General features: G+C 64.0%; 14 protein-coding genes. 11 read left to right on the forward strand and 3 right to left on the reverse strand.

Features of this window, described 5'->3' with window-relative positions; translation table 11 throughout:
- On the reverse strand, positions 1 to 1,325 hold a 1,325-nt coding region (locus tag E8E75_RS09395), incomplete at its 3' end, for an L-serine ammonia-lyase (RefSeq protein ID WP_280358601.1).
- Between the two features lie 415 nt (positions 1,326 to 1,740).
- On the opposite strand from E8E75_RS09395, the gene choX reads away from it, so the two are divergent.
- The 6 genes from choX (at position 1,741) to betI (E8E75_RS09425) (ending at position 8,010) form a co-directional block, all read left to right on the forward strand.
- A complete protein-coding gene (choX, locus tag E8E75_RS09400; protein ID WP_120653489.1) occupies positions 1,741 to 2,697 on the forward strand; it encodes a choline ABC transporter substrate-binding protein in 957 nt (318 codons plus the stop codon).
- A gap of 416 nt (positions 2,698 to 3,113) precedes the next feature.
- Positions 3,114 to 4,310, forward strand: coding sequence for a glycine betaine/L-proline ABC transporter ATP-binding protein (locus E8E75_RS09405; protein WP_120653490.1), 1,197 nt, complete (start codon positions 3,114 to 3,116; stop codon positions 4,308 to 4,310).
- A 2-nt stretch (positions 4,311 to 4,312) separates the two neighbouring features.
- Positions 4,313 to 5,200, forward strand: a complete 888-nt coding sequence (locus E8E75_RS09410) for a proline/glycine betaine ABC transporter permease (RefSeq protein ID WP_120653491.1) — start codon at positions 4,313 to 4,315, stop codon at positions 5,198 to 5,200.
- A 35-nt stretch (positions 5,201 to 5,235) separates the two neighbouring features.
- Complete coding sequence (locus E8E75_RS09415; RefSeq protein WP_120653492.1) at positions 5,236 to 6,180, forward strand: choline ABC transporter substrate-binding protein; 945 nt, start codon at positions 5,236 to 5,238, stop codon at positions 6,178 to 6,180.
- A 149-nt stretch (positions 6,181 to 6,329) separates the two neighbouring features.
- The gene (locus E8E75_RS09420; protein ID WP_120653493.1) at positions 6,330 to 7,187 is read left to right on the forward strand and encodes a glycine betaine ABC transporter substrate-binding protein; all 858 of its coding nucleotides are present in this window, start codon (positions 6,330 to 6,332) and stop codon (positions 7,185 to 7,187) included.
- 229 nt (positions 7,188 to 7,416) lie between these two features.
- Entirely contained in the window at positions 7,417 to 8,010 is a 594-nt protein-coding gene (gene betI, locus E8E75_RS09425) for a transcriptional regulator BetI (protein ID WP_120653494.1), read from the forward strand.
- A gap of 165 nt (positions 8,011 to 8,175) precedes the next feature.
- On the opposite strand, the gene E8E75_RS09430 is transcribed toward betI (E8E75_RS09425), so the two are convergent.
- Entirely contained in the window at positions 8,176 to 9,720 is a 1,545-nt protein-coding gene (locus E8E75_RS09430; protein WP_120655300.1) for a BCCT family transporter, read from the reverse strand.
- 285 nt (positions 9,721 to 10,005) lie between these two features.
- Between E8E75_RS09430 and betI (E8E75_RS09435) the strand changes: the two genes are divergently transcribed.
- From betI (E8E75_RS09435) to betA, 3 genes are all read left to right on the forward strand, one after another.
- Positions 10,006 to 10,599, forward strand: a complete 594-nt coding sequence (betI, locus tag E8E75_RS09435) for a transcriptional regulator BetI (RefSeq protein ID WP_120653495.1) — start codon at positions 10,006 to 10,008, stop codon at positions 10,597 to 10,599.
- A gap of 43 nt (positions 10,600 to 10,642) precedes the next feature.
- The gene (gene betB / locus E8E75_RS09440; RefSeq protein WP_120653496.1) at positions 10,643 to 12,115 is read left to right on the forward strand and encodes a betaine-aldehyde dehydrogenase; all 1,473 of its coding nucleotides are present in this window, start codon (positions 10,643 to 10,645) and stop codon (positions 12,113 to 12,115) included.
- 101 nt (positions 12,116 to 12,216) lie between these two features.
- Positions 12,217 to 13,905, forward strand: coding sequence for a choline dehydrogenase (gene betA / locus E8E75_RS09445; RefSeq protein ID WP_153918783.1), 1,689 nt, complete (start codon positions 12,217 to 12,219; stop codon positions 13,903 to 13,905).
- A 150-nt stretch (positions 13,906 to 14,055) separates the two neighbouring features.
- Here the strand turns inward: betA and torT are convergent, their stop codons facing one another.
- Positions 14,056 to 15,087, reverse strand: coding sequence for a TMAO reductase system periplasmic protein TorT (torT, locus tag E8E75_RS09450; protein ID WP_120653498.1), 1,032 nt, complete (start codon positions 15,085 to 15,087; stop codon positions 14,056 to 14,058).
- Between the two features lie 146 nt (positions 15,088 to 15,233).
- On the opposite strand from torT, the gene mdtD reads away from it, so the two are divergent.
- Together mdtD and dbpA are read left to right on the forward strand one after the other, a co-directional pair.
- Entirely contained in the window at positions 15,234 to 16,649 is a 1,416-nt protein-coding gene (mdtD, locus tag E8E75_RS09455; RefSeq protein ID WP_153918781.1) for a multidrug transporter subunit MdtD, read from the forward strand.
- 60 nt (positions 16,650 to 16,709) lie between these two features.
- Positions 16,710 to 18,089 (forward strand): ATP-dependent RNA helicase DbpA, encoded by a 1,380-nt coding sequence (dbpA, locus tag E8E75_RS09460; protein WP_120653500.1) that lies wholly within the window; start codon positions 16,710 to 16,712, stop codon positions 18,087 to 18,089.
- Positions 18,090 to 18,126 lie beyond the last annotated feature (37 nt).

Consider the following 18,126-nt stretch of genomic DNA (forward strand, 5'->3'; position numbering starts at 1 on the left):
TTGTCGTGCATGTCGGCGCCGGTGTCGCGCATGGTGCGGATCACCCGGTCCAGCGAGATGAAGTGCTCGCCATCGCCGCGCAGCGCCATCTGCGCCGCGTTGATCGCCTTCACCGCGGCAATCGCGTTGCGCTCGATGCACGGCACCTGCACCAGCCCGCCCACCGGGTCGCAGGTCAGCCCGAGGTTGTGCTCCAGGCCGATCTCGGCGGCATTCTCCAGCTGCGCCGGGGTCGCCCCCAGCACTTCCGCCAGCCCCGCCGCCGCCATCGCGCAGGCCGAGCCGACTTCGCCCTGGCAGCCCACTTCGGCACCCGAGATGGACGCGTTCTTCTTGCACAGGATGCCCACCGCCGCCGCGCCGAGGAAGAAGTTCACCACGTCGTCCTCGGTGGCCTCGGGGTTGAAGCGCATGTAGTAGTGCAGCACCGCCGGGATGATCCCCGCCGCGCCGTTGGTGGGCGCGGTGACCATGCGCCCGCCGGCGGCGTTTTCCTCGTTCACCGCCAGGGCGTAGAGGTTCACCCATTCCATGGCGCTCATGGTGCTGCCGATCACGTTCGGCTTGCCCAGTTCCTGCAGGCTGCGGTGCAGCTTGGCGGCACGCCGGCGCACGTTCAGCCCGCCGGGCAGGATGCCTTCGTGGCCAAGACCATTGCTCACGCATTCCTGCATGGCGTCCCAGAGTTTCAGCAGTCCGGCGCGGATCTCCGCTTCGCTGCGCCAGGCCTTCTCGTTGGCCAGCATCAGCTCGGCGATACGCAGGTTGTGGCGCTGGCAGAGTTCCAGCAGCTCTTCGGCGCTGGAGAAGTCGTAAGGCAGCTCGGTGGTGTCCTGGTCGAGCTGGCCGGAGCGGGCCTGGGCCTCGTCGACCACGAAGCCGCCACCGATGGAGTAGTAGGTGTCGCGGTGCAGCTCACCCGCCTCGCCTTCGACGATCAGCGTCATGGCGTTGGGGTGGTACGGCAAGTTTTCCTCGAGCAGCAGCAGGTCGCGCTGCCAGTCGAAGGCCACCGGGTGGCTGCCGCCCAACAGCAGTTCGCAGGACGCCTGCAGCGCCTCGATGCGCGGGGCGATCTGCTTCGGGTCGACCCGATCCGGCCATTCGCCCATCAGCCCGACCAGGGTCGCGCGGTCGGTGCCGTGGCCGACGCCGGTGGCCGACAGCGAGCCGTACAGGCGCACCTCGACCCGCGTCACCTGCTCCAGCAGGCCGCGCTCGCGCAGCGCCGTGGCAAACAGCGCCGCCGCCCGCATCGGGCCCACGGTGTGCGAGCTGGAAGGGCCGATACCGATCTTGAACAGGTCGAACACGCTGATAGCCACGAGGCAACTCCGGTAAGGATCACACTTGGCGCCATGATCGACATTTCAACGAAGCAAGGACTTCCCACACCGACTTGCTCGTATCCAAATACGTCGTGCCCGATGCACGGAACGGCCTGCCCTTGCGGGAGCGAATTCATTCGCGAATGGTGTACGCAGTGACTCCACAAGGAAGAAAGGGGCAGGCCCAAGGCCTGCAATCGCGATTGAAATCGCTCCCACAGGCGATCCCGCGCTCCCACCTGTTTCCTTGCATTACCCGCGACAGATAAGTTCTGAGTGCGACCGGGTCGGTAGTCAGGCGATGCGTCTGGCCCGCATCATTCCCGCGCCCGGGGGCGGGGGCCTGCAGCAGTCCGACAGCCACGCGAGTCCGGAAAACGACAATAAATCCTGCTGTGGATGGACCCTTCCCATGACTCGACCCACCACTCCCCTGCTGGCAGCGTCGCTGCTGGCTGTGTCCCTGTTCAGTGCCCAATCGACCCTGGCCGCCGCCGATCCAGAACGCTGTTCCACGGTGCATTTCGCCGACGTCGGCTGGAGCGACATCACCGTCACGACCGCCGTCACCCGCCACGTGCTGAGCGAGCTCGGCTACATCACCAAGGTCAAACGCCTATCGGTGCCCGACACCTACAAGACGATGAGTGACGGCAAGATCGATGTCTTCCTCGGCACCTGGATGCCGGCAAGCGAAAACGACATCCGCCCCTACCTGGATAAAGGCACGGTGGAGAGTCTCGGCGCCAACCTCACCGGCGCCAAGTACACCCTGGCGGTAAACCAGGCGGCCTGGGAAGGCGGTGTCAAGAGCTTCGCCGACCTGGCGAAGTTCAAGCAGCAGTTGGGCGGCAGGATCTACGGCATCGAACCAGGTAACGACGGCAACAAGCTGATCCAGAAGATGATCGCGGGGAACACCTTCGGCCTTGCCGACTTCAAACTGGTGGAGTCCAGCGAGGGCGGCATGCTGTCCCAGGTGAAGCGCGCCGAGCACCTCAAGCAATGGGCGGTGTTCCTCGGCTGGGAGCCGCACCCCATGAACAACCAGTTGCAGATGCATTACCTGGAGGGAGGGGACGACTGGTTCGGCCCGAATTACGGGGGCGCCACGGTCTACACCACCGTGCGCAAGGGCCTGACACAGGAGTGCCCGAACCTGGGGCGACTGTTGAAGAACCTCAAATTCAGCCTGGCCATGGAGAACCACCTGATGGAGGCCATACTGAATCAGAGCACCAATCGTAGACGCGAAGCGAAGGCATGGCTGAAAGCCAATCCCGACACCCTGGCTGCCTGGCTGCAGGGTGTCACCGCGCGTGACGGCAGCGCGCTACCGGTGACCCTTACCCAGGCCAAAGCGCCGTGATGCGTCGCACCCTGCGATATCCATAGGCCATGTCGTCGCGCAACATATGAACGTCGCAAACCGACAATTGCCAAGGCCTCAAGGCTTTATCGTTGAGTCACCCGATTTCGTCGCTGTCGGTTCCCGTGGACCGGCAGACCGTGAGCACACCGCTCCGGACCGAAGAACACAAGCGGCGACCTCCCCCCGAATAGAGGTCGGCCTAATAAGAAATTTCGGAAGTACGCGCACCTCCGGCCGAGGTGCTGAACCCGCCCAGGGAATGGGTTTCGTAACACTGCCAGAGGGCTGCGAGGTTCTCGAAACATTGTTATCCACACAGGCAAGACAGTCGGCATCACCGGGCTGAGCGTCGTCGAGCGCCGGTTCTGGCTCCGTGTAGCTGTCCTGGATGTCTACTGAAGGGGAAATATCCCATGCAGTCTGGAAAGATCGTGGTTCAAAACCTCTACAAGGTTTTCGGGCAACAACCACAAGAAGCAATCGATTTACTCAAGCAGGGCTGGAGCAAGGAAAAGATCCTGGCTGAGCGCGGCGCCGTGATTGGCGTCAGCGACGTGTCTTTCAGCGTCAACGAAGGCGAGATCTTCGTGCTGATGGGCCTGTCGGGTTCGGGCAAGTCGACCCTGATCCGCTTGATCAACCGTCTTATCGAGCCAACCGCCGGTGACGTGTTCATCGACGGGCAGAACGTCGCCAAACTACCCACGTCGCAATTGATCGACCTGCGTCGCCGCGACATGAGCATGGTGTTCCAGTCCTTCGCCCTGATGCCCTCGCGCTGTGTGCTGGACAACGCGGCCTTCGGCCTGGAAGTAGCAGGCAAGAGCAAGAAGGAACGCGAGAAGCGCGCCATGGAAGTGCTGGAGCAGGTCGGCCTGGCCAGCTTCGCCCACAAGTATCCCCATGAACTCTCGGGCGGTATGCAGCAGCGTGTGGGCCTGGCCCGCGCCCTGGCCGTGGACCCGTCGATGATCATCATGGACGAGGCCTTCTCCGCCCTCGACCCACTCAAGCGCCGCGAGATGCAGGATGTGCTGCTGGACCTGCAGAAGAAGCACAGCCGCACCATCATCTTCGTGTCCCACGACATCGAGGAAGCCATGCGCATCGGTTCGCGCATCGGCATCATGGAAGGCGGCAAGCTGATCCAGGTGGGCACGCCCCAGGAGATCATCGAGAACCCGGCCAACGACTACGTGCGCAACTTCTTCAACACGGTCGATACCAGCCGCTACCTCACCGCTGGCCAGCTCAAGTCCGACAGCGTTCCGCTGTTCGTGCACAACGGCAAGGCGCCGGACGCACAGACGGTCTGCCAGAAGCTGCAGGCCCTGGACAAGCACTACGCCTTCATCGTCGACGAGAAGAACAACTTCCGTGGTTCCATCAGCCTCGAGAAGATCGCGCTGCTGGTCGAGGGTGGCCGCACCCTGGACCTGGAGCAGAACCTGCTCAAGCACATCGACCCAGTACCGGAAGACCTGCCACTCGACAGCGTCATCCAGCGCCTGGTGATCAACGAGGGGCCGATCCCGGTGGTCGACCAGAGTGGCCGCTATAGCGGTGCGATCAGCAAAGGCCGCCTGCTGAGCCGCCTGCGGGGAGAATGACGATGAGCGAGAAACTGGATCTTGGCAGCTGGGTGAATGACGTCGTCCAGCACCTGCTCGAAAACTACAGCGGCGCCTTCGAAAGCGTCGGCAACGTGGTCAGCGGCTTCTCCGAGCTGATCGAACGCTTCCTGATGTGGCCGCCGGCCTGGGTGCTGATTGCCGTATTCGTCGGCCTCGGCCTCTGGCGCATCGGCGTCAAGTTCGCCCTGTTCACCGCCGCATCGTTGATCCTGATCGTGCTGACCGGCTTCTGGGAGCAGACCGTGGTCACCCTCGGCCTGACCTTCTCGTCCACCTTGATCAGCCTGTTGCTCGGTATCCCGCTGGGCATCTGGGCGGCCAAGAGCGAGCGCGTCGCCGTGATCATCCGCCCGGTGCTGGACTTCATGCAGACCATGCCTGCGTTCGTCTACCTGATCCCGGCGGCCATGCTCTTCGGCCTCGGTCGCGTGCCCGGCATCATCGCCACGGTGATCTTCGCCATGCCGCCGGCGGTGCGACTGACCGCCCTGGGTATCCGCCAGGTGAACAAGGAAATCGTCGAGGCCGGTCAATCCTTCGGCTGCAACAGCTGGCAACTGCTATACAAAGTGCAGCTGCCGAATGCCATGCCGTCGATCATGGCCGGCGTGAACCAGACCATCATGATGGCGCTGTCCATGGTGATCATCGCGTCGATGGTCGGCGCCGGCGGTCTGGGTAACGACGTACTCGCCAGTATCCAGCGCCTGGACATCGGCCTGGGCTTCGAAAGCGGCATGGCCGTGGTACTGCTGGCGATCATCCTCGACCGCATCACCGAAAGCTTCGGTACCCGCCAGACATCGACCCGTGGCAGTGTCTTTGGCCGGCTCGGAGCCAAACTGCAGCGGCAGCAAGCGCACTAAGAACGCTTCACCTTTTCAATGTCAGGGAGTCGCTAATGAAAAAAATGAAGAAAGTCGCTGCATTGGGCCTGCTGGCCTGCGCGCTGGCCCAGGGTGCCTGGGCTCAGGAGCCGCAGAGCTGCAAGCAGGTTCGTTTCGCCGAGATCGGCTGGGCCGACATTGCCGCCACCACCGGCGTTGCCATGGTGCTGACCGAAGGACTGGGCTACACCCCGCGCAAGATCATGGCGTCTGTGCCCATCGCCTTCACCGGCGTGAAGAACAAGCAGATCGACGTCTTCCTCGGCTACTGGGCGCCCTCCATGGACGCGGTGATCGAGCCCTTCACCAAGGACAACGGCGTGAAGGTGCTGCCGACCCCCAACCTGGAAGGTGCCAAGTACACCCTGGCAGTTCCTACCTATGCAGCTGACGCTGGCCTGAAGAGCTTCCAGGACATCACCAAGTTCAAGGACCAGCTGGGCGGCAAGATCTACGGCATCGAGCCAGGCAACGACGGCAACCTGCTGATCGACAAGATGATCAAGGGCAACCAGTTCGGCCTGGGTGAGTTCCGTATGGTCGAGTCGTCCGAGGCGGGCATGCTGGTCCAGGTGCAGCGCGCGGTGAAGAAGAAGGAGCCAGTGGTGTTCCTGGGATGGGCACCGCACCCGATGAACACCCAGTTCGACATCACCTACCTGGCTGGCGGCGATGACGTGTTCGGCCCGGACTATGGCGCTGCCAAGGTCTTCACCGTGGTACCGCCGGACTACGAACAGCGTTGCGCCAACGTCGGCAAGCTGCTGAACAACCTGCAGTTCAATGTCGAAATGGAAAGCCAGCTGATGGAGAAGATCCTGGAGAAGGAAGATCCGGTGAAAGTCGCCACCGGCTGGCTCAAGGCCAACCCGGCCGTGCTCGACAAATGGCTGGCCGGCGTTACCACCTATGACGGCCAGGACGGCGCTGCTGCCGTGAAGAAACACATCGGCCTGTAATCCCCGGGCTCCTTCACGGAGCCCATTTCCTTGCATTTCGCCAATCGTGGCCCGGCGACGGGTCACGACGGGCACCGTCGCGAACCCGCCAGAGAACGGGCCATCGACCACGTAGTTGGCTGCCAATCCCACCTGATGGAGCAATACGTATGCGCAAGTTGAAATCCCTGTACCTGAAAACCCTCGGCGTCGCCGCCCTTGCCCTCGGCATGGGCATGGCCAACGCCGCTGACAAACCAACCCTGAAGATCGGTTTCGTGAACGGTTGGGACGACAGCGTCGCCGCCAGCTATGTCGCGGGCGAAATCCTCAAAGAGAAACTCGGTTATGGCGTCGAACTGAAGCCCGTCGAGCCGGCGATCATGTGGCAAGGCGTGGCCCGTGGCGATCTGGATGCCACCCTCTCGGCCTGGCTGCCCGCCACCCATGGCGAGTACTTCGAAAAGCTGAAGGACAAGGTCGTGGTGCTGGGCTCCAACTACAAGGGCGCCAAGATTGGCCTGATCGTCCCTGACTACGTGCAGGCCAAGTCCATCGAAGACCTGAACACCTACAAGGCCGACTTCGACGGCAAGATCACCGGTATCGACGCTGGCGCGGGTGTGATGCGCCGCACTGAGGATGCGATCAAGCAATACAACCTCGACATCAAACTGATGCCCAGCTCCGGCCCGGCCATGGCCACCGCCCTTACCCGCGCCGAGAAAGCACAGAAGCCGATCGTCGTGACCGGCTGGATTCCGCACTGGATGTTCGCCAAGTGGAAGCTGCGTTTCCTGGAAGACCCGAAAAAAGTCTATGGCGATGACGAGCACGTCGACACCGTGGTCAACCCTGGCCTGGAAGCCAAGGCCGCCGATGCCACCGCCTTCCTGAAGAAATTCTCCTGGAGCGGCGAAGAAGTGGGGGCCGTGATGCTGGCCATCCGCGAAGGCGCCAAGCCGGAAGCCGCTGCCAAGGAATGGATCGCCAAGAACCCGCAGCGCGTGGAGGAGTGGCTGAAGTAAGCCACGCTCGCGCAGTCCAAACGCCCTCGCCGGCCCTGCCTGCGGGGGCGTTTTGCTTTCAGGGAGTCCTGTGGGGTGAAATCATTCGTCAAGGGCGGCGAAGCTGCCCCTTTCAATCCCAGAGAGCAGGCCGTCCCTTCCCCCGATCAACCCGCTCGATTGATCGATCAATCAAATTCCCCCTAGACTGCGCGCTTCCAATTCCCACGCAAAATGGTGGAAGTACCCGATGCCCAAGGTCGGAATGCAGCCGATCCGTCGCTCGCAGTTGATCCAGGCCACCCTCGAAGCCGTCGACCAGGTGGGGCTCGGCGATGCCAGCATCGCCTATATCGCCCGCATCGCCGGCGTCTCAAATGGCATCATCAGCCACTATTTCCAGGACAAGAACGGCCTGCTGGACGCGACCATGCGCCACCTGATGGGGGCCCTGAGCAGCGCCGTACGCCAGCGACGCGCCGCCTTGCGCGAAGACACCCCCCGCGCGCACCTGCGTGCGATAGTCGCTGGCAACTTCGACGACAGCCAGGTCAGCGGCCCGGCCATGAAGACCTGGCTGGCCTTCTGGGCCGCCAGCATGCACCAGCCTTCCCTGCGTCGACTGCAGCGCATCAACGACCACCGGCTCTATTCCAACCTGTGCTGCGAACTGCGCCGTACCCTGCCCCAGGACCAGGCGCGTTCCGCCGCCCGCGGCCTGGCGGCGCTCATCGACGGTCTGTGGCTACGCGGCGCCCTCTCGGGTGATGGTTTCAATATCGAGCAGGCATTGCAGATCGCCTACGACTACCTGGACCAGCAACTGGCCAAGGCCGAGAGCTGATCCCTGAATTCGTTCGCGATGGGCAGCGCAGCTGACCCATTCAACATACCGGGGCAGACCTTCGGCCTGCTTGGCGATTGAAATCGCCTACAGGACAAGCGCCCAGGCGTCATAAAAAAGCCCGGTCCAGAGACCGGGCTTCTTCATTGCAGAGTTGTTGGCCGATCAGGCCGCTTCGCCATGCAACTGGACGACTTTCGGGTGCTTCGGCGCTTGCTCCAGCGCCGCCACGTCGGCCTTCATCTGCTTGAGCAGGGCGAACATGTAGAGCAGCAGCACTACCGAGAACGGCAGGCCCGCCAACACGACCACTGTCTGCATCGCCGTGAAGTTGCCGGCGAAAAGCAGGCCGATGGTCGCCAGGGTCACCACTACGGACCAGAAGATACGCAGCCAGTTGGGCGCGTCTTCGTCCAGGTCACCTTCCTCGCGAGACAGGTTGGCCAGCATCACCGAGCCGGAGTCGGCAGGCGTGAGGAAGAGCACGAAGCCAACACAGATCGACAGGCCGATCACCGCCTTGGACCAGGGGTAATGCTCCAGCAGCAGGTAGATGGACATGGCCGGCTGCTCCAGCGCGGCTTTGCCGAGATCCGCTGCGTTCTGGTTCATCACCAGGTCGATGGCACTGTTACCGAATACCGACAGCCAGGCCAGGGTGAATCCCAGCGGAATCAGCAGCACGCCGCTGACCAGTTCGCGCACGGTGCGCCCACGGGAGATACGAGCCACGAACATGCCGACGAAGGGCGCCCAGGAAATCCACCAGGCCCAGTAGAAGAGGGTCCACAGGCCCATCCACTCTTCGCTTTTGCCGGACTGGCCGGTGTAGACGTAGAGGTCGAAAGTCTTCAGCACCAGGCCGTTGAGGTAGTCACCGAGGTTCTGCACGAAGCCGTTGAGCAGGTGCAGCGTCTCGCCGGCCAGCAGCACGAACACCAGCAGGCCGCTGAACAGGATGATGTTCAGGTTGGACAGGCGGCGGATGCCTTTCTCGATCCCGGATACCGCGGCCAGGGTGGCTACCGCGCTCATCACCAGGATCACCGCCAGCAGTGAGCCCTGGCTATGGGGCAGGCCGAACAGGTATTCGAGGCCGGAGGACACCTGCAGCGAACCGATACCCAGGTTGGTCACCAGGCCCAGCAGGGTCACGAAGATGCCGAAACAGTCCACTGCATTACCCACCGCGCCCTTCATACGGCGCTCGCCAAACAGTGGGTAGAGCGCCGAACGCAGCGCCAGGGGCTTGTTGTGACGGTAAGCGAAGTAGCCAACCGCCAGGCCCACCAATGCATAGATGGCCCAGCCGTGCACACCCCAGTGAAGGAAGGTCAACTGCAATGCCTGGCGCGCGGCGGCCTGGCTGCCCGGCTCGCCTTCCGGCGGGTTGTAGAGGTGGTCGATGGGTTCGGACGCCGCGAAGTACAGCAGCGAAATGCCGATGCCCGAGGAAAACAGCATGCCGGCCCAGGCGCCGTAGCTGAAGTCCGGACGGCTGTCGTCAGCACCCAGGCGCAGGTTGCCGTAGCGGGAGAAGGCGACATAGAGGACGAAGAACAGGTACGCACCGATGGCCAGCATGTAGTACCAGCCGAAGCTGCGCGACAGCCAGGCCTGGGCCTTGCCGAGCACGCTGCCGGCGCCCTCGGGGAACGCAATCAAGGCAACCGTGAGAAGCATGATCAGCGCAGTGGAGCCGAAGAACACGACCGGGTTCAGGCGCACCTTCTCATGATTTTTTGTTGTTGGAGCTTTACTCATTTGGAAATACCAAGGCAGTGAAAGCAGGCGCCCACAGGGCGCAACGACAGACCCGCGCCCGCGACCGGCGACGGGTGGCAACCCCCGGCCGAAGGCCTGAAATCAGGTGCGGCGAACTGCCGCATCCCGTTCCATGGTGCGCAGCTTATTCTTTGTTGTTTGAACGTTCAATAAAAATAAAGTAGGCTGATTTTCGACCTACCGGAATGGTTCCGGAAGCGGAGGAAACCCATGCCAAAAGTCGGAATGCAGCCCCTGCGGCGCACCCAACTGATTCACGCCACACTCGAGGCGGTGGACCAGGTAGGCATGGGCGACGCCAGCATTTCCTACATTGCGCGGCTCGCCGGGGTTTCCAACGGAATCATCAGCCACTACTTCCAGGACAAGAACGGACTGCTGGAAGCCACCATGCGCTTCCTAATGAACGATCTGCAGGACGCAGTGCGCAAGCGCCGCAAAGCCATGCGCGACGACAGTGCGCGCGGCTACATCCGTTCCATCATCGACGGCAACTTCGACGAGACCCAGGTCAACGGCCCGGCCATGAAGACCTGGCTGGCCTTCTGGGCCAGCAGCATGCACCAGCCGTCCCTGCGCCGTTTGCAACGCATCAACGACCTGCGCCTCTACTCGAACCTCTGCTGGCAGTTCCGCCGCGAACTCGATGTGGAAAGCGCCCGTACTGCAGCGCGTGGCCTGGCCGCCCTGATCGACGGCCTCTGGCTGCGCGGCGCGCTCTCCGGCGAAGCCTTCGAAACCGAGCAGGCCCGCCGGCTCGCCTACGAATTCCTTGATCAACAACTGACCAAGCAGGCGGCCTGAGCCGCCCGCCTTGCGCATACAACACCTAGAGAGGACAACCACCATGGCCCGATTCGAAGAACAGAAGCTCTACATTGGCGGCCGCTACGTCGACTCCACCAGTGGCGCCACCTTCGAGACCATCAACCCGGCCAATGGTGAAGTCCTGGCCAACGTCCAGCGCGCCGGCAAGGAAGACGTCGAACGCGCCGTCGCCTGCGCCATCGAAGGCCAGAAGGTGTGGGCCGCGATGACTGCCATGCAGCGTTCGCGCATCCTGCGCCGCGCCGTGGATATCCTGCGCGAGCGCAATGACGAACTGGCCGAACTGGAAACCCTGGACACCGGCAAGCCGCTGGCCGAAACCCGCGCCGTGGACATCGTCACCGGCGCCGACGTGATCGAGTACTACGCCGGTCTGATCCCCGCCATCGAAGGCGAGCAGATCCCGCTGCGCGAAACCAGCTTCGTCTACACCCGCCGCGAGCCCCTGGGCGTGGTCGCAGGTATCGGCGCCTGGAACTACCCGGTACAGATCGCCATGTGGAAGTCCGCCCCGGCCCTGGCCGCTGGCAACGCGATGATCTTCAAGCCCAGCGAAGTCACCCCGCTGACCGCCCTGAAACTGGCCGAGATCTACACCGAAGCCGGCGTGCCGGACGGCGTATTCAACGTGCTGACCGGCAGCGGCCGTGAAGTCGGCCAGTGGCTGACCGAGCACCCGCAGATCGAGAAAATCTCCTTCACCGGCGGCACCTCAACCGGCAAGAAGGTGATGGCCAGCGCCTCCAGCTCCTCGCTGAAGGAAGTCACCATGGAACTGGGCGGCAAGTCGCCGCTGATCATCTTCGAAGATGCCGACCTCGACCGCGCCGCCGACATCGCCGTAATGGCCAACTTCTTCAGCTCCGGCCAGGTCTGCACCAACGGCACCCGAGTGTTCGTGCCGCGCGCCCTGCAGGCCCGCTTCGAGGACAAGGTGGTCGAGCGCGTGAAGCGCATCCGCCTGGGCAATCCGGAAGACGCCAACACCAACTTCGGCCCGCTGACCAGCTTCGCCCACATGGAAAGCGTGCTCGGCTACATCGAAGCCGGCCGCAAGGAAGGCGCACGCCTGCTGATCGGCGGCGAGCGCGTCACCAGCGGTGAATACGCCAAGGGCGCCTACGTGGCCGCGACCGTGTTCAGCGACTGCACCGACGACATGACCATCGTCCGCGAGGAAATCTTCGGCCCGGTGATGAGCATCCTGGTCTACGACACCGAAGAAGAAGTGATTCGCCGCGCCAACGACACCGACTACGGCCTGGCCGCTGGCGTCGTGACCCGTGACCTGGCCCGCGCCCACCGTGTGATCCACAAGCTGGAAGCCGGCATCTGCTGGATCAACACCTGGGGCGAGTCCCCCGCCGAAATGCCGGTGGGCGGCTACAAGCAGTCCGGTGTCGGCCGCGAGAACGGCCTGACCACCCTGGCCCACTACACCCGCATCAAGTCCGTACAGGTCGAGATGGGCGACTACTACTCGGTGTTCTGACCGACGCCAGCGCCCAGGCGGCCCGGAGCATACCGGGCCGCACCATAGAACAAGATGCCGTGCCCCGGAGGCGACTCCGGTTTTTCTAGCAGGTAAGCCACATGTCCCAAGAATTCGATTACATCATCGTCGGCGCCGGTTCCGCCGGTAACGTGCTGGCCACGCGCCTGACCGAAGACGCCGATGTCAGCGTCCTGCTGCTGGAAGCCGGCGGCCCGGACTACCGCCTGGACTTCCGTACCCAGATGCCCGCCGCCCTCGCCTATCCGTTGCAGGGTCGCCGCTACAACTGGGCCTACGAGACTGATCCGGAGCCCTACATGAACAACCGCCGCATGGAGTGCGGCCGTGGCAAGGGCCTTGGCGGTTCCTCGCTGATCAATGGCATGTGCTACATCCGCGGTAACGCCCTGGACTTCGACGGCTGGGCCAAGGCCCCGGGCCTGGAGGACTGGACCTACCTGGACTGCCTGCCCTACTTCCGCAAGGCGGAAACCCGCGACATCGGCCCGAACGACTTCCACGGTGGCGACGGCCCGGTGAGCGTGACCACGCCCAAGACCGGCAACAACCCGCTGTTCCACGCCATGGTCGAGGCCGGCGTGCAAGCTGGCTTCCCGCGTACCGACGACCTCAACGGCTACCAGCAGGAGGGCTTCGGCCCCATGGACCGTACCGTGACCCCGGAAGGCCGTCGTGCTGCCACCGGTCGCGGCTACCTGGACCAGGCGCGCAACCGCCCCAACCTGACCATCGTCACCCACGCCCTTTCCGACCGCATCCTGTTCAGCGGCAAGCGTGCCATCGGCGTTGCCTACCTCAAGGGCAACAGCGACACCCCGATCACCGCGCGTGCCCGCCGCGAAGTGCTGGTGTGCAGCGGCGCCATCGCCTCGCCGCAACTGCTGCAACGTTCCGGCGTCGGCCCTGCTGCCCTGCTGCGCGATCTCGACGTTCCGGTCGTACATGACCTGCAAGGCGTAGGCGCCAACCTGCAGGACCACCTGGAGCTGTACCTGCAGTACGCCTGCAAGGAGCCGGTGTCGCTGTTCCCCGCCCTGCAATGGTGGAATCAGCCGGCCATCGGCGCACAGTGGCTGTTCCTCGGCACCGGTCTGGGCGCCAGCAACCAGTTCGAAGCCGGTGGTTTCATCCGTACCCGCTCGCAGTTCGAGTGGCCGAACATTCAGTTCCACTTCCTGCCGGTAGCGATCAACTACAACGGCAGCAATGCGGTGAAGGAACATGGCTTCCAGGCCCACATGGGTTCCATGCGCTCGCCGAGCCGTGGTCGCATCCACCTGAAGTCGAAGGACCCGCGCCAGCACCCGAGCATCCTGTTCAACTACATGTCCCACGAACAGGACTGGCAGGAGTTCCGCGACGGTATCCGCATCACCCGCGAAATCATGGGCCAGCCCGCACTCGACCCGTACCGTGGCCGCGAGCTGAGCCCGGGCGCGAACCTGAAGTCCGATGCCGAGTTGGACGAGTTCATCCGAACCCACGCCGAAACCGCCTTCCACCCATCCTGCTCCTGCAAGATGGGCACCGACGACATGGCTGTGGTGGACGGCCAGGGCCGCGTGCATGGCATGGAAGGCCTGCGGGTGGTGGACGCCTCGGTCATGCCGGAGATCATCACCGGCAACCTCAACGCGACCACGATCATGATCGCCGAGAAGATCGCCGACCGAATCCGCGGGCGCAAGCCGTTGCCGCGCAGCACCGCCGACTACTACGTGGCGGGCGACAAGCCGGTGCGCGGAACCCCGGTTCGCAAGCTGTAAGGCACCTGCGCAACAACGAAGGCCCCTGGTGCAGCGCACCAGGGGCCTTTTCGTTTCGGGTCAATTTCCCTTGTGCGAATTCATTCGCGATCCGCGTGGCATCCCATTGCGGTTGAAACCGCTCCCACATCGGATTCCTGTTCGGCAACCCTACTCCGGCAGGTCCTGCCGAATCATCCAGTGCCCGCTGGGCGGCATCAGGCGGCTGATGTCGAATCGCTGAAGGCTGTCCTTGTCGATGACTTCGATTCGCGGGCTGACCCGCTGCGGCGACTGTTTGCCCTCCAGCGCACGGATCGCCAGATCCACTGCGACCCGTGCCTGGATAACCGGCGAGTCAGTGGGCGAGGCGAGGACCGTGCCGTCGGCGATTTCTTCCAGCACCCGCTCCGTGGCATAGAGCGAAACCACCTGGGCCTTGTAGCGGCTGCCGCCAGTACGCACCAGGTGGCCAGCAAAGGCCGCGGCCTCGGCATTGCCAAGGATGTAGTCGAGTCCGGGCTCACGCGCGAGTAACTGGCGCACCAGCACCGCCTGGGTGGAGCGGTCCACCGGGCCGTAGCCACCGCTTATCAGCGTCACCCCAGCCTGCGAGCCGAACTCTTTCAGCCCACGTTCGGCATCAGCGACCCAACCGGCATCCTCAGGGCCCGGCAACCAACCCACGCGCACCGGTCGCCCGCCGCTGTGATCACGGATGTAAGCCATGGCCGCCTTGGCCATATCGGCGAAATCCACCTGGGACATCGCGGTGATGCCCGGGCAGTCGATGCGGTTGATCAGGTCGATCACCGGGACCTTGTCGCGATGCAGCAGGGCGATCTCGTCGCACAGCCCCTTGGCACCGATTGCGGCGATCACATACGCATCGGCGGCGAGCTGGATGCAGCGGGTCAGTTGCGCGCGCTGCATGTCCGGGAACTGGTAACCGCCGGCCTCGTAAACGCCGAGCTGTATGCCCTGGCGCTGCGCTTCCTCATCCAACCCCCAGGCCACGCCCCACCAGTAACGGTCCATGCCGTGGGGCAACAGGGCACAGATGCGCCAGGGCTTGCTCGCGCCGGTGAGCGGCCGGTAGCTGGCATCGCGTCCATCCACCTCGACCTGCAACGGAAACCACTCCGCGGCCAGGCAAGGGGCGGCGCTCATCAAGCTCAGCAGCAGCGCACAGAGGGTCCGCATGGAGACATTCCTTCCATGGTATGGGTTGGGAGGTTCGGATACTGGCAAGCCTAGCAGCCGTCGGCCAGTACGCCGTGATCCTTCGCGGGTGGAAAGGGAAGCGGCCGGCGCCTAAAGTGCGCAGGGTCCCGTAAGTAAGGATCGACATGGCCGAGCCCGTCTCCCTCGATGCCCGCACCACCCGCATGCTGCCCTGGCTGGTGGCGGTGGCCTTCTTCATGCAGGCCCTCGACGGCACCATCCTCAACACCGCCCTGCCCGCCATGGCCCGCGACCTTGCCGAAGACCCGCTGCGCATGCAGTCGGTGATCATCGCCTACATGCTGACCGTGGCCCTGCTTATTCCGGCCTCCGGCTGGATCGCCGACCGTTTCGGAACACGCCGGGTGTTCTTTGGCGCCGTGCTGCTGTTCAGCCTGGGCTCGTTGTTCTGCGCGCTGTCCTCGAACCTGCCGCAACTGGTGGGCGCTAGAGTGGTGCAAGGCCTTGGCGGCGCGCTGATGATGCCGGTGGGCCGGCTGGTCGTGCTGCGCGCCTATCCACGCACGGAGCTGGTGCGGATCATGAGTTTCATCACCCTGCCCGGCCTGGTCGGTCCGCTCATCGGTCCGACCCTGGGCGGCTGGCTGGTGGAATACGTCAGCTGGCACTGGATCTTCCTGATCAACATCCCGGTGGGCCTGGTCGGCGGACTTGCCGCGTGGCGCTTCATGCCCGACCTGCGCGGCAGCGGATCGGTCCGGCTGGACCTCTTCGGCTTCCTGCTCTTCGGCACCGCCATGGTGCTGATCACCATCGCCCTGGAAGGCCTGGGTGAGCTTCACCTGCCCCATGTGCGGGTGATGCTCCTGCTGCTCGGCGGCCTGGCCTGCCTCGCCGTCTACTGGCTGCATGCGGTGCAAGTCGAGCGGCCGTTGTTCGCGCCTTCGCTGTTTCGCACCCGGACCTTCGCCGCCGGCATTCTTGGCAACCTTTTCTCGCGTCTCGGCAGCGGCGCCTTGCCCTTCCTCACACCGCTGCTGTTGCAGGTCGCGCTGGGTTACCCACCAGCCCAGGCAGGGATGACCATGATCCCCCTGGCGCTCTCGGCCATGGCCGCCAAGCCCCTGGCCAAGCCCTTGCTGGACCGCCTCGGCTATCGCCGCCTGCTGCTCGGCAACACGGTGCTGCTGGGGGCGATGATCGCCAGCCTGTCGCTGATCGACGCCAATACACCCTACCCGCTGCTGCTCCTGCACCTGGGAGTACTGGGAGCGGTGAACTCGATGCAGTTCACGGCGATGAATACCGTCACCCTGCTGGACCTCGACGACCACCAGGCCAGCAGCGGCAACAGCTTGCTGTCCGTGGTGATGCAGCTGTCCATGAGCCTCGGCGTAGCGGTGGCGGCGGCGTTGCTCGGCGGCTTTGGCAAACCCGACGCGCCCAGCGTGCTGGAGGCCTTCCAGGCGACCTACTTGTGTGTTGGTGCACTGACCCTGCTGGCGGCGGCAATCTTCTTCCAGTTGCCGCCCGATAGCGGGCGTGCGGTGCGCCGCGTGCACCGCGATATCGACGAGTGACGGGGGAGGCGCGCAGGAGCCTGCTAAACTGCGCGCCATTTAGACTTTCAGGCCCGCCCCGTGACCACCACCGCCTTCTCTTCCCTGCCCCTCTCCGAGGCCACCCTGGCCAACCTGGAGACGCTGGGCTACCGCGACATGACGCCGATCCAGGCCCAGGCACTGCCGTTGATCCTCAAGGGCAAGGACCTGATCGCCCAGGCCAAGACCGGCAGTGGCAAGACCGCTGCCTTCGGCATTGGCCTGCTGGAGCCGCTCAACCCGCGCTTCTTCGGCTGCCAGGCACTGGTGCTCTGCCCCACCCGCGAGCTGGCCGATCAGGTGACCAAGGAAATCCGTCGCCTGGCTCGTGGCCACGGCAACATCAAGGTGCTGACCCTCTGCGGCGGCGTCCCGTTCGGTCCCCAGGTGGGCTCCCTGGAGCATGGCGCCCACGTCATCGTCGGCACCCCTGGCCGTGTCCAGGAGCACCTGCGCAAAGGCACTCTGGTGCTCGACGGCCTCAACACCCTGGTGCTCGACGAAGCCGACCGCATGCTCGATATGGGCTTCTACGACAGCATCGCCGATATCATTGGCCAGTTGCCGGCGCGTCGGCAGACCCTGCTGTTCTCCGCCACCTACCCAGCCGGCATCGCCCAACTGGCCAAGACCTTCATGCGCGAACCGCAGCAGGTGAAGGTCGAAGCCCTGCACGACGACAGCCAGATCGAGCAACGCTTCTACGAAATCGACCCGCGTCAGCGCATGGATGCCGTACTGCGTCTGTTGCAAAGCAACCGTCCGCAGTCCTGCGTCGCCTTCTGCCATACCCGCCAGCAGTGCCAGGAACTGGAAGCCCATCTGCGCGACAACGGCATTTCCGTACAGTCGCTGCATGGCGACCTGGAACAGCGCGAGCGCGACCAGGTGCTGGCCCTGTTCGCCAACCAGAGCTGCAGCGTGCTGGTGGCCACCGATGTCGCCGCTCGAGGCCTGGACATCGCCGGCCTGGAAGCGGTGATCAACGTCGAGCTGTCCCGCGACCCGGAAGTGCACATCCACCGCGTCGGCCGCAGCGGCCGCGCTGGCGAGAAGGGCCTGGCCCTGAGCCTGGTGGCGCCGGCCGAAGCCAACCGCGCCCAAGCCATCGAAGACCTGCAGCAAGCTCCGCTGAGCTGGCAGCGCCTCGATGAATTGATCGTGAAGAACCGCGATCCCCTGCTGCCGCCCATGGCCACCCTGTGCATCAATGGTGGCCGCAAGGAGAAACTTCGCCCCGGCGACATCGTCGGCGCCCTCACCGGCGAGGCGGGGATTCCGGGCAGCCAGGTGGGCAAGATTGCCGTCTTCGACTTCCAGGCTTTCGTCGCGGTCGAGCGCGGGATTGCCAAGCAAGCGCTTAAACGCCTCAGTGAAGGCAAGATCAAGGGACGCACCTACAAGGTTCGCATCCTCTGACCTGCGTCGGAATCCGACCTCTGCGAACCATTCGCAG

The organism is Pseudomonas sp. BN606 (genome assembly GCF_029873115.1).
Lineage (GTDB): Bacteria > Pseudomonadota > Gammaproteobacteria > Pseudomonadales > Pseudomonadaceae > Metapseudomonas.